The sequence below is a fragment of the Nitrospirillum viridazoti CBAmc genome (assembly GCF_000730165.1).
Classification (GTDB): domain Bacteria; phylum Pseudomonadota; class Alphaproteobacteria; order Azospirillales; family Azospirillaceae; genus Nitrospirillum; species Nitrospirillum viridazoti.
Window position 1 is genome coordinate 537,501 of the sequence record NZ_CP022112.1, and the last position, 12,149, is coordinate 549,649.

8 protein-coding genes (1 of these 8 only partly in view) are annotated in these 12,149 nt (G+C 69.7%); 6 read left to right on the plus strand and 2 right to left on the minus strand.

Annotated features, from left to right (window positions below):
- The 6 genes in view from Y958_RS24245 to Y958_RS24270 are tightly spaced (at most 4 nt apart) and all read left to right on the plus strand, a layout consistent with a single transcriptional unit that may run on beyond the window.
- Positions 1 to 980 carry the 3' portion of a TolC family protein gene (locus tag Y958_RS24245; RefSeq protein WP_145727631.1) on the plus strand. It extends 277 nt beyond the left edge of the window, so 980 of the gene's 1,257 nt are visible here — the last part of the coding sequence; its start codon lies off the left edge, out of view; the stop codon is at positions 978 to 980.
- A complete protein-coding gene (locus Y958_RS24250; RefSeq protein WP_088874496.1) occupies positions 977 to 2,113 on the plus strand; it encodes an efflux RND transporter periplasmic adaptor subunit in 1,137 nt (378 codons plus the stop codon). Before Y958_RS24245 ends, Y958_RS24250 begins: the two co-directional genes overlap by 4 nt.
- The gene (locus Y958_RS24255; protein ID WP_088874497.1) at positions 2,110 to 5,187 is read left to right on the plus strand and encodes an efflux RND transporter permease subunit; all 3,078 of its coding nucleotides are present in this window, start codon (positions 2,110 to 2,112) and stop codon (positions 5,185 to 5,187) included. Before Y958_RS24250 ends, Y958_RS24255 begins: the two co-directional genes overlap by 4 nt.
- The gene (locus Y958_RS24260; protein WP_040845977.1) at positions 5,184 to 5,537 is read left to right on the plus strand and encodes a DUF3240 family protein; all 354 of its coding nucleotides are present in this window, start codon (positions 5,184 to 5,186) and stop codon (positions 5,535 to 5,537) included. Before Y958_RS24255 ends, Y958_RS24260 begins: the two co-directional genes overlap by 4 nt.
- A 4-nt stretch (positions 5,538 to 5,541) precedes the next feature.
- Positions 5,542 to 6,216, plus strand: coding sequence for a response regulator (locus Y958_RS24265; RefSeq protein WP_088874498.1), 675 nt, complete (start codon positions 5,542 to 5,544; stop codon positions 6,214 to 6,216).
- A complete protein-coding gene (locus Y958_RS24270; RefSeq protein ID WP_088874499.1) occupies positions 6,213 to 7,577 on the plus strand; it encodes a sensor histidine kinase in 1,365 nt (454 codons plus the stop codon). Before Y958_RS24265 ends, Y958_RS24270 begins: the two co-directional genes overlap by 4 nt.
- Positions 7,578 to 7,888: 311 nt before the next feature.
- Here Y958_RS24270 and Y958_RS24275 read toward each other — a convergent pair whose 3' ends face one another.
- Positions 7,889 to 11,131, minus strand: coding sequence for an efflux RND transporter permease subunit (locus tag Y958_RS24275; protein ID WP_088874500.1), 3,243 nt, complete (start codon positions 11,129 to 11,131; stop codon positions 7,889 to 7,891).
- On the minus strand, positions 11,128 to 12,141 hold the full coding sequence (locus Y958_RS24280) for an efflux RND transporter periplasmic adaptor subunit (RefSeq protein WP_088874501.1): 1,014 nt from the start codon (positions 12,139 to 12,141) through the stop codon (positions 11,128 to 11,130). The genes Y958_RS24275 and Y958_RS24280 overlap by 4 nt, the downstream gene beginning before the upstream one ends.
- Positions 12,142 to 12,149: the final 8 nt, after the last annotated feature.

The following is a 12,149-nucleotide window of genomic DNA, read 5'->3' on the forward strand; positions in this document are numbered from 1 at the left end:
CCGACCGCGTAGCCCGCAACCGCGGCTGGCAGGAAGCGGAAGTGCAGCTGGCTCTGCCCATCTGGCTACCGGGGGAATCCGGCGCCCTTGCCCGCAAGGCGGACGCGGAACGCCAGGTGGCCAGCAGCACAGCCCAGCGGCAGGCCCTGACCGTGGCGGGCGCCGTCCGCGCCGCCGCCTGGGATCTGGCGCTGGCCCGTAGGCTGGAGGCGCTGGCCCAGGACCGGCTGAACCTGGCCATGCGGCTGGAGGCGGACATGGAGCGCGAGGTGGCGCGGGGCGGGGCAGCCCGCCTGGATCTGTCGCTGCTGCAGGCGGAGCGAGCCAATGCCGCCGCTAACCTGGAGGCCAGACGCGGTGTCACAGCGCTGGCCCGCGAGGCGCTGACGGCACTGACCGACAATGGCGACATCGCCGGTGACCTGGCCGAAACCGGTGCCGAAGAGGCGACGGGCAGCGACCCCCGACTGGAGGCCGCCCGGGCCGGTGAAAGGCTGGCGCAGGAGACGGCCAGCGTCTCACGCGTCGCCGACCGCGAGCACCCGGAGGTAGGTGTCATCTATCGCCACAACCGCGATACGTTCGGGGGCCCGCCCAGCGATTATGTCGGCCTGCAGGTCACTGTGCCCTTCAGCGGCCCGTCCTACACGGCGCGGACCCGCACGGCGGAGGCCGACCTGCGTCAGGCGACGGCGGAAAGGGTGATGGTGGAGCGGACGGTGACGGCCGGCGCGCGCCAGGCCCAGGCAGCCCTTACCCATGCCCGGGCACAACTGGCCGCCGAGACCCAGCGCCAGGCCGCCGCCGCCGATCGGGCCGGCAAGATGCAGCGCGCCCGCGCGCTGGGCGAGGCCGCCACCAGCGAGATGGTGCGCGCCCAGCAATCCTTGAACGATGCCAACACCGCCCTGGCCGAAGCGGAGGTGCGGCTGGGACGCGCCCAGTCCGACCTTCTGCAGGCCCGAGGAGTTCTTCCATGAGCCATCCCCCATTGCCCCGGTTCACCGGGCCCGCCCTGCTGGCGTTCACCTTGTTGGCCGGCATCGCCCATGCGCAGGCACCGCAGCAGGGGAACCCTGCGGCACTGCCCCTGACCGACGCACAGGCCAAGGCCGCCGGCGTCGAAACCCGGGCGCCGCAGCCCGCCCCCGATGTGGCCAGCCCCACCTATCCGGCGCGGCTGGACGTGTTCGAGCATTACAAGACCGTCGTCGCGGCACCGGTGCCGGGCATTGTCGACGAACTGGTGGGTGAGGTGAACGACGCGGTGGTGAAGGGCGCCCTGCTCGCCCGCATGCGCAGCCCGGAGATGGCCCAGGCCCAGCGGGACTATCTGTTGGCGCTGGACGCCGCGGCGCTGGCCCAGCGCGAGGCGCAGCGCGACGCCGACCTGGTGGCGGAGGGCATCATCGCCGAACGCCGGCAGCAGGCCAGCCGCAGCACCGCGGTGCAGGCCGACGCCCAATTGCAGGAACGCCGCCAAGCGCTGCTGGCACTGGGCCTGACCACGGCCGAGGTGGAGACCTTGAAGCGCAGCCGCAGGGTGACGGACGAAATGGCCATTCGGGCGCCCGAGGGCGGGATGATCCTGGACCATGGCGCCTTCCCCGGACAGCGCATCGACAGCAGCGTGCCGCTGTACACGCTGGCCAGGCTGTCGTCCCTGTTGCTGGAGGTGCAGGTGCCGGCAGCCGTCGCCGCCACCCTTCACGAGAAAGACAAGGTGCGCCTGGCCGACGCACCCGAGGCTGCCGCCGTGGAATCAATCGGCCACCATGCCGATCCCGCCAGCCAGACCGTGACCGTGCGCGTCCTGGTGGACAACCGGGCGGGCCGCCTGCGCCCCGGCCTGATGACCGCCGCCTCCTTCCTGTCGACGGGGGTGGGAACCGCCTGGGCCCTGCCGCACGATGCCGTGGTGCGGGTGGCTGGACGGCCGACGGTATTCGTCCGCCGGGGCGATAAGGTGGAAGCAGCCTCCATCTCGGTCCTGTCGGAAACGGCGGACACCGTGGTGGCGCAAGGGCCCGGCCTTGCCGCCGACAGCGCCGTGGTCGTCCGCGGTACCGTCGTGCTGAAGGGCATGCAGGCCGGCCTGGGGGGGCAGGAATGATCGCCCGCCTCATCGAATTCTCGCTGTCGCAGCGCCTGCTGGTGCTGATCCTGATCGCGCTGTTGGCCGGCGCCGGCCTGATCGCGGCGCGCGGGCTGCCCATCGATGCCTTTCCCGACGTATCGCCGGTGCAGGTCAACATCGTGCTGAAGGCGCCGGGCATGACACCGGAGGAGGTGGAGAGCCGCATCACCGCCCCCATCGAGGTGGAACTGCTGGGGCTGCCGGGTAAGCAGGCCCTACGCTCCACCACAAAATACGGGCTGACCAGCATCACCGTGGTGTTCGACGACAGCACGGACATCTATTGGGCCCGCAACCAGGTGGCGGAGCGCTTGCAAGGGGTACGCGACATGCTGCCGCCCGGGGTGCAGGGCGGCCTGGCCCCCATCACCACCCCCCTGGGCGAGATGGTGATGTTCACCATCGAGGGGCCGGCCAGCCTTGCAGAAAAGCGCAGCCTGCTGGATTGGGTCATCCGCCCGGCGCTGCGCACCGTTCCGGGCGTGGCCGACGTCAATTCCCTGGGCGGCTTCGTCGAGACCTTCGAGGTGGTGCCGGACCTGGTGGCCTTGGGCGCACGCGGCGTGTCGCTGGATACGCTGAAGTCCGCCATCGCCGCCAACAACCGCAACGATGGCGCCGGCCGGTTGGCGGATGGGGAGGAGGCGCTGCTGGTCCGCAGCGAGGGAAGCCTGCGTAGCCTGGACGACCTGCGCGGTATCGTCATCGCCACGCCCGGCGGCACGCCGGTCCGGGTGGGTGACGTTGCCCAGGTCCGCGACGGCGGTCTGACCCGCTATGGCGCCGTGACCCGCAGCGGCAAGGGCGAGACGGTGGAGGGCCTGGTGCTGGGCCTGCGCGGCAGCAACGCCCAGGCCGTGGTGGAAGGGGTGCGCCAGCGGCTGGCGGAGCTGAAATCCCAGCTGCCCCAGGGCATATCCCTGACCGTGTTCTATGACCGCGGCGAGCTGGTGGACCATGCCGTGGGCACGGTGACCGAGGCGCTGCTGATCGCCGTGGCCCTGGTGCTGGTCCTGCTGATCCTGTTCCTGGGGGAATGGCGGGCGGCGCTGGTGGTCAGCCTGACACTGCCCCTGTCGGCGCTTGCAACCTTCCTGCTGATGCGGGCGGTGGGGTTGACGGCCAACCTGATGAGCCTGGGCGGCCTGGCCATCGCCATCGGCCTGCTGGTGGACGGCGCGGTCGTGGTGGTGGAAAACGCGGTCGCGCGGCTGAACCACGCCCATGGCCGTCCGATGTCGCCCCTGACCGTCATCTACCGGTCCATGGCCGAGGTGACGACGCCGGTGGTGGCTGGCGTCAGCATCATCGTCGTCGTCTTCCTGCCCCTGCTGTCGCTGGAAGGGCTGGAAGGCAAGCTGTTCCGGCCGGTGGCCCTGGCCATCATGTTCGCGCTGGGCGCCTCGCTGCTGCTGTCCCTGACGGCGGTGCCGGTGCTGTCGTCGCTGATCCTGAAGCCGGGACACGCGGGCGAGCCATGGCTGATCCGCCATGCCGGCCGGCTGTACGCTCCCTTGATCCGGGGAGCGCTGGCCCGCCCGGCCCGGGTGTTCATCGGCGCCGGCGTTGCGCTGGCCGCGGCACTGGCCGTCTTCCCCCTGGTGGGCAAGACCTTCATGCCGACCATGGACGAAGGCACCATCGTCATGCAGACGGAAAAGCTGCCCACCGTCAGCCTGGCGGCCTCCACCGCGCTGGACACCCTTATCCAGCGCCGGCTCATGGAGCAGGTGCCGGAGGTGGCGGGCATCGTCTCCCGTGTTGGTTCGGACGAGCTGGGGCTGGATCCCATGGGCCTCAACGAGGCCGACAACTTCCTGACCCTGAAGCCCCAGGACCAGTGGCGCCGTAAGGACAAGGCCTGGCTGTTGGACCAGCTGCGCCTGGCCACCGCCGACATCCCCGGCATCTCCTTCGGCTTCACCCAACCCATCGACATGCGGGTGCAGGAGATGGTCAGCGGCAGCCGGGGGGACCTGGTGGTCAAGATCAAGGGCGCGGACATCGCCACCTTGAACCGCCTGGCCGCCGATGTCGCCGCCGTGCTGAAGGAACTGCCCGGCAGCGAGGATGTGCTGACCACCCTGAACGAGGGCATGCAATACCTGACCCTGCGCCTGGACCCACTGGCCGTCGGGCGGCTGGGCCTGACGGTCGATACGGTGGAGGAGGCGTTGCGCAGTCAGCTTGAGGGCACCCAGGCCGGATCGGTCGTGCGGGGAAACCGCCGCACGCCCATCCTGATCCGCGGTCCCGCCGATCTGGCGCGTGCGCCGCAGGTGTTTGCCAACCTGACCTTGCCCATGCCGGACGGCCGCCTGATCCCGCTGTCGGCCGTGGGACGCGTGGAGCGGGTGGACGGCCCCGTGCTGCTGAGCCGGGAGGAGGCACGACGCCAATCCGTGGTGCGCGCCAACGTCCGCGGCCGGGATCTGGTGGGATATGTGGCGGACGCCCGCGCCGCCATCGCCGCCAAGGTGAGCGTGCCGGCCGGGTACGAGCTGGCCTGGGGCGGCCAGTTCGAGAACCAGCAGCGGGCCGCGGCCCGCCTGGCCATCGTCATCCCTTGCTGCCTGGTGGTGATCTTCGTCATCCTGTACGGGACCTTCGGCACGGCGCGCCAGGCCCTGCTGGTGCTGGGCAACGTGCCCTTCGCCCTGGTGGGCGGGATCATTTCGCTGTGGCTCAGCGGGGAATACCTGTCGGTGCCGGCGTCGGTCGGCTTCATCGCGCTGCTGGGCATCGCCGTGCTGAACGGCGTGGTGCTGGTGGCCTGCTTCAACCAGCTGCTGGCTCGGGGTGTGCCCATTGTCGAGGCGGTGCTGCAGGGGGCCCAGCGGCGCTTGCGCCCCGTGCTGATGACGGCCACCATCGCCGCCTTCGGCCTGCTTCCGCTGCTGTTCCAGACTGGCCCGGGGTCCGAGGTGCAACGCCCCCTGGCCATCGTGGTCGTGGGCGGGCTGGTCAGCTCCACGGTCCTGACGCTGCTGGTCCTGCCGGCGCTTTACCAACGGTTCGGGCTGCCCCGCCCGAGGAGGGTCACGCCATGACAAGCCCGTCTTTCCCTTCCGTTGCCCCCGAAGCCGTCCATATTCTGCTGATCGAATGTTATGCGGAATTCGAGGCGGGCATGGTTGATGTGCTGCTGGATGCCGGGGGATTGATTGACCGCTTCAGCATTTCAGCGGTGCGGCTCTACGGGCGCGACCTGTCCCTACCCACGCCGCGTGACCGGGTGGTAGGCTCGCGCCCCGGCCTGCGGGCCGTGGTCGAGGTGCGGGGCGACGTCCAGGCGGTGGTCGGCCGCCTGCGCCACCACCTGGGCCGTGCCGGCCTGTCCATCCAGGCGTTGCAGGGCCAGCCCCTGATGGCGGCCGGGCCAGGCGCGATGGGGGCATGAGGCCATGCGGCTGCTGCTGGTGGAGGATGACACCCGTCTGGCTGAGTTTCTGGCCCAAGGGCTGGCGGAGGCCGGCTTCGTCGTCGACACGGTGGCCGAGGCGGGGGACGCGGAAGCCGCGCTGGACACCGTGCCCTACGACCTGCTGATCCTGGATCTGGGCCTGCCGGACGGCGACGGCATGGACCTGCTGGCCCGCCTGCGGGCACGGGGGGAGATGCTACCCATCCTGGTGCTGACGGCGCGAGGGGCGCTGGCCGACCGGGTGAGCGGCCTGAACCGCGGGGCGGACGACTATGTGTTGAAGCCTTGCGCCACGGAGGAACTGGTGGCCCGGGCAAAGGCCCTGCTGCGACGGCCCGGCGGCGCGCTGGGTGCAGTGTTGATCCTGGGCAATTTGCGCTTCGACACCCTGGCCATGGAATGCGCGATGGAAAACCGGCCGCTGGATCTGTCACGGCGCGAACTGGCGGTCCTGGAAACCCTGCTGCGCCGGGCGGGCCGCGTCGTGCCCAAACGGGTGCTGGAGGAAAAGGTCTACGGCTTCGACGACTCCGTCGCCTCCAATTCCATCGAGGTGCATATCTCGCGCCTGCGCCGCAAGCTGGAGGCGGAGGGCGCCACCGTCCGCGTGCACACGTTGCGCGGCATCGGCTATATGCTGTCCGAGGAAAAATGACCCGGCCTGCCCCGTCCCTGCAATGGCAACTGATTTCGCGCGTGCTGGCCCTGACCCTGGCGCTGACCGTGCTGGGCAGCGCCGCGCTGGTGCTGTTGTTTCAGAACACCGTCGACAGCTTGCGCGACCGCAGCCTGCAGGGCCAGGCGGCGGACATCGCGCACCACGCCGCCGTCGCGGCCGACGGTACGGTTACGGTACGGCTGCCGCCGGCGCTGGAAGACAGCTATCGCGGTTCGCGCGGTGAGTTCATCTACGTATTGCTGGACGCGGACGGCCGGGTGGTGGCCGCGTCCGACGGCGTCTCCGCCCCCTTGGTTGCCCTGTCGACGGCGCGCGAAGCCCGGCTGTTCCAGATGACCAAGCAGGGACGCATCTTCTATGGTGCCAGCCAGCCGATGTCGATTGGTGGACGGAATTACTGGGTGCAGGTGGCGCAGGGGCCCAGCCATCACAACGTGCTGGAGGACAGCCTGCTGACGGCCATCGTCAACCAGGGTGGATGGGCGATCCCGCTGTTCGTCCTGCTGTTCCTGGGGCTGACCGCGCAGACGATTCGATCGGGCCTTAAACCGCTGGTGCAGGCGTCGGAACTGGCGGCACGCATCTCGCCCACCAATCTGGAGGTGCGTCTGCCCCTGCGCCGTATGCCCAAGGAGGTGATTCCTCTGCTGCAGGCGGTGAACGGTGCCATCGATCGCCTGGCCCAAGCCCTGCGGGAGCAGCAGCGCTTCACCGCCGATGCCGCGCATGAACTGCGCACCCCGCTGGCCGTCCTGCGCGCGAACCTGGACCGGTACCGGGGCCAGCCCTGGGTTCCCGGCCTGCTGGTGGACGTCGATCGCATGACGCGGGTCGTGCAGCAATTGCTGGACGTTGCCAGGCTGGAGGAGGGTGCCGTCGGCGCACCGCAGTCGGATGTGGATTTGGCCGACCTGGCGGCGGAGGCCGCGGCCTCGCTGGCGCCGGCGGCGATCGAGACGGGGCGGTCGTTTGATCTGCGGGAGCAGGGGCCGAACCGGGTGGCGGGTTACCCCCACGACATTTATTCCGCCTTGCGCAATTTGATGGAAAACGCGCTGGACCACACGCCGGCCGGCACGATGGTGGAGGTCGATACCACCGTACCCGGTATCGTGCGGGTTCGGGACCATGGGCCCGGCGTGCCGGCGGACCAGCGCGCCCATGTCTTCAGCCGCTTCTGGCGGGCCCCGGCACGGCGCACTCTGCCGGGGGCCGGGCTCGGCCTGTCCATCGTGGCCGAGGTCATGCGCCGCCATGGCGGCAGGGTGGAGATAGAGGACGCGCCTGGCGGAGGTGCCGTCTTTGCCCTGATCTTCAGTCATGAGCCCGGGGCGTAAGCCGCACCCGGGACCCCTTCTACAGCCTGACGCTGGGTGCCGATTGGCGCAGCAAACGTTTGATCCTATTGGAATCGTCGGGATCATTGATCGCGCCGAGTCACAGGCAGCACCCGCAAAGGTGGTCAATGGGTTGAAAGCCTTGCCCGTGGAGTTTGGTCAAGCGGTCACATCGCCGGCCAAGAAAGCTATCGGCGGACATCAGTGGTGGCGTCCGTGGTCCGGCTGCGCTCTATTTCCGTGCGGGCCTGGGCGACTGACCGGCTTTTTGAAGACGATGTGTCGGCTGTCGGCGCCCTTGCCTCTCGGCCTTATCGCACTGAGGGTGCCTTATCCGCATCCCGAAGTACGACGTAAATGGCGGGGATGACCAGCACCGTCAGTAGGGTGGATGAGGCGAGGCCGAACAGCAGTGAGATCGCCAGCCCCTGAAAGATGGGATCCAGCAGGATGGTCAGGGCGCCGATCATGGCCGACAGGGCCGTCAGCAGGATGGGCTTGAAGCGCACCGCCCCGGCCCGCAGCAGGATGGCCCGCAAGGGCTGGCCGGTTTCCGCTGCCTGGGCCGACCCGTGGCGGATGAAGTCCACCAACAGGATGGAGTTGCGCACGATGATGCCGGCCAGCGCAATGAAGCCGATCATCGAGGTGGCGGTGAAGGGCGCGCCGAACAGCCAGTGGCCCAGCACGATGCCGATCAGGGTCAGGGGGATGGGCGTGAGAATGACCAGCGGCAGGCGGAAGCTGCCGAACTGCGCCACCACCAGGATGTAGATCCCCAGGATGGCGACGCCGAAGGCGGCCCCCATGTCACGGAAGGTGACGTAGGTGATCTCCCACTCGCCATCCCACAGCAGGGTGGGCTTGGACTCATCGGTGGGCTGGCCGTGAAAGGTGATGGTGGGCGGTTGCAGGGCACCCCAGTCGGCGGCCCGCACGGCGTCGTCCACGGCGAAGATACCGTAGATCGGCGCCTCGAACGCCCCGGCCAGTTCCGCCGTCACCATGTCGGCATAGTGGCCGTCGCGTCGGAACAGGGCGGGGGACCCGGCCTCGGCCTCAACATGAATCACCTGGTCCAGGGCGACGACGCCGGCGGTGCCGGCACGGCGCGCCGCCGGAACGGGGGCCGCCAGCAGCCGTGAGGTCCATGCCCGGTCGGTCCTGGGCAAGGCCACCACCAGTTCCTGGGGCAGGCGTTCGTCACCGCGGCGGACATAACCCAGCGGCATGCCCCCCAGCAGATGGCGTAGCGCGTCGCGCACGCTGGTCTCGTCCACGCCGTAATAGTCCAGCTTGTCGCGGTCGATGACGACATGTAGGCGCGGTTGCGGCTTGCCGTAGGAATCGTCGATGTCGACGATGTAAGGTACGCTGGCGAACAGGCCCTTGATCTTCTCCGCCACGGCGCGGCGGGTCGCGACGTCGGGCCCGTAGATCTCGGCCAGCAGGGTGGCCATGACGGGCGGCCCGGGCGGCACCTCCACCACCTTGGCCACAGCGCCGGCCGGCAGGGCCACGCCGGCCAGCCGCCGCCGCAGATCCAGGGCGATGGCGTGGCTGCTGCGCGACCGGTCACCCTTGGGCGCCAGGTTCACTTGCACCTCGCCCAGCTCGGGCGCCTGGCGCATATAGTAATGGCGGACCAGGCCGTTGAAGTTGAAGGGTGCCGCCGTGCCGGTATAGATCTGCTGCGACCGCACCTCCGGCAGGCCACCGGCCACGGCGGCGATGGCTTGTAGGCCACGCTCCGTATCCTCCAGCGTGGCGCCCCGGGGCAGGTCCAGCACGACGTCCAGTTCGGACTTGTTGTCGAAGGGCAGCAGCTTGACCGTCACGCCTTTGGTGGCGAACAGGCTGCACGCCAGCACCGTGGCCACGCCGACGGCGGCAAGGAAGAAGCCGGCGCGCCGGCGGCTGGCGACCACGGGTGCGGCCAGGCGCAGGTACATCCGGCCCAGCTTCCCGCCATCGGCGTGATCGCCATGGGCGTGCCCGTCCTCCTCCTTGCCCCGGCGCCAGCGCGCCAGGCGCAGCATCAGCCAGGGGGCGATGACCATGGCGACGAAGAAGGAAAAGACCATGGCGGCGGACGCGTTGGCTGGGATGGGCGCCATGTACGGGCCCATCAGGCCTGAGACGAACAGCATGGGCAACAGGGCCGTCACCACGGTCAGCGTGGCGACGATGGTGGGGTTGCCCACCTCCGCCACCGCGTCGATGGTGGCCTGCACGCGGTCGCGGCCGTCATGCATGCCCCAGTGGCGGGCGATGTTCTCCACCACCACGATGGCGTCGTCCACCAGGATGCCGATGGCGAAGATCAGGGCGAACAGGCTGACGCGGTTGATGGTGTAGCCTATCAGTTCGGCGGCGAAGAGGGTCAGCAGGATGGTCACCGGGATGACGACCAGGGTCACCACTGCCTCGCGCCAGCCGATGGCCAGCCTGATCAGCGCGACGATGGACACGGTAGCGATGCCCAGGTGCAGCAGCAGCTCGTTGGCCTTCTCGTTGGCCGTCTCGCCATAGTCGCGGGTCACGCGCACCGTCACGCCGTCGGGGATGAGGGATCCCCTGAGCTGTTGCACCCGGTCCAGGATGGCCTGGGACACGACCACGGCATTGGCGCCCGCGCGTTTGGCCAGGGCCACGGTGACGGCCGGCGTCCGCTGCCACGTGCCGTTACCCTCTGCCCGCGATAGGTCCCAGACCCGGTGCTCCGCCTCGGCTGGGCCGATGACCACACGGGCGACATCGCGCACATAGACGGGGTGGCCATCCCGGGCGGTCAGCAGCAACTGGCCGATGTCGGGCAGGCCCACCAGGCTGTGGCCGGCCACGATGTCGCGTTGCACGCCCATGTCCCGTACGCCGCCGGCCAGCAGGCTGCCGTTCGCGGCGCGCACGCGGGCCGCCAGCTCCTCCACCGTCAGGTGATGGAGCGCCAGGCGGTCCAGATCCGGCTCCACCCGCACCTGGCCGGGCGCGCCGCCCGCCAGGTAGGTCAGGCCGATGTCGTCCACCTTCACCAGTTCCAGCCGCAGCTTCTCCGCCAGATCATACAGGGCCGTATCGTTCCAGCGCGCGGCCTGGTCCGGTTTGGGTGTCAGCGTCAGCGTGATGATGGCCACGTCGTTGATGCCGTGCTTCACGATCAGCGGTTCGGGCGTGCCCACGGGCAGCCGGTCATAGTTGCCGCGGATGCGCTCATGCACCCTGAGGACGGCATCATCCTCACGCGTGCCGACGACGAAGCGGGCGGTGACCACCACCTGATCGTCGCGCGTCTGGCTGTAGACGTGCTCCACGCCGTTGATGCCCTTGACGATGGCTTCCAGCGGCCGGGTCAGCAGTTCCGCCGCGTCCTGAGCCCGCAGGCCGTCGGCGTCCACGACGATATCCACCATGGGCACGCTGATCTGGGGTTCCTCTTCCCGGGGAATGGTCAGCAGCGCCAGCAGGCCGACGGCCAATGCCGCCAGCAGGAACAGGGGCGTCAGCGGTGAATGCAGGGTCGCCTGGGTCAGGCGTCCGGACAGGCCCAGCTTCATGGCTTCACCACCACGTCACCGGCGCGCAGGCCGGACAGGACCTCGACCAGCGCCGGCTGCCCTGCCGCCCCGGGGGTGTGGGTGGTCCCCCGCTGCACCGGCACGTCGCTGACATGTCCGTCGGCACCGCGCAGGCGGGCATAATCCAGGCCGAAGCGGTTGATGAGATAATCGGCGGGAACCAGTATGGCTTGGCGGCGTCCTTCAGGCACCCAGGCGCGCACCCGCTGGCCGATGAAGGCGCCCGCCAGGTCGGGGGCGGTGGCGTCGGCCACCACGGCGCCGTCCTCCACCCGCGGATAGACCAGGCTGACCGTCGCCTTGACTGCGCCGGCGGGGGTGATGTCATCGACCCGCACCGTGTCGCCGGCCTTCAGGGCAATGGCGCCGCCTTGGGGCAGGCGCAGGCGGACAAGGGTGGGGCCTGTGGCCACCAGGCCCAGCGCCTCGCCAGGCATCAATTCCGTACCGAGGGACATGGCGATCCGGACCACGCGGCCTGCTGCCGGCGCCAGCACCTGGGTTTCGGCGACGCGCTGCGCCAGCACGCCGCGTTCGGCCTCGGCCGCCCGCAACGCTTCGGCGGCGGCGGTTGCCGCCGTCTCCATCGCTTCAAGCTGGGCTTGGCTGGTGACCCCCTGGGGTACCAGCGGCCGGTTGCGGACCACGTCCTGGCGCGCCTGCGCCAGCCTGGCCTTGGCCTCGTCCACGCGGGCGTCGGCCCCGGATTTCTGAGCCAGCAGCTTGGCATCCTTCAGGACGGCCATCACCTGGCCGGCCGTTACGGCATCCCCTTCGCGGACCAGGACGTTCACCACAGTGCCGCCGGACCGCACCCGGGCGGGCACGGTCTTCGTGCCTTCGATCGTGGCGGCCACGGGCCGTTCATCAACGATGGCCGCTGGCGCGATTGCCAGGAGGGATTCGGACCGCGGAGCGTCAGCGGCGAAGGCTGCGGCGGGCGGGACCGAGGCAGCCAGGGTCAGGGCCAGGGCGATGGTGGCGCGCATGGAACCGT

Bases quoted from the DNA above. Each gene is read 5' to 3' on its own strand.
- Y958_RS24280 (WP_088874501.1), bottom strand. From the start codon at position 12,141: ATGCGCGCCACCATCGCCCTGGCCCTGACCCTGGCTGCCTCGGTCCCG.
- Y958_RS24270 (WP_088874499.1), top strand. From the start codon at position 6,213: ATGACCCGGCCTGCCCCGTCCCTGCAATGGCAACTGATTTCGCGCGTG.
- Y958_RS24260 (WP_040845977.1), top strand. From the start codon at position 5,184: ATGACAAGCCCGTCTTTCCCTTCCGTTGCCCCCGAAGCCGTCCATATT.
- Y958_RS24275 (WP_088874500.1), bottom strand. From the start codon at position 11,131: ATGAAGCTGGGCCTGTCCGGACGCCTGACCCAGGCGACCCTGCATTCA.
- Y958_RS24255 (WP_088874497.1), top strand. From the start codon at position 2,110: ATGATCGCCCGCCTCATCGAATTCTCGCTGTCGCAGCGCCTGCTGGTG.
- Y958_RS24250 (WP_088874496.1), top strand. From the start codon at position 977: ATGAGCCATCCCCCATTGCCCCGGTTCACCGGGCCCGCCCTGCTGGCG.
- Y958_RS24265 (WP_088874498.1), top strand. From the start codon at position 5,542: ATGCGGCTGCTGCTGGTGGAGGATGACACCCGTCTGGCTGAGTTTCTG.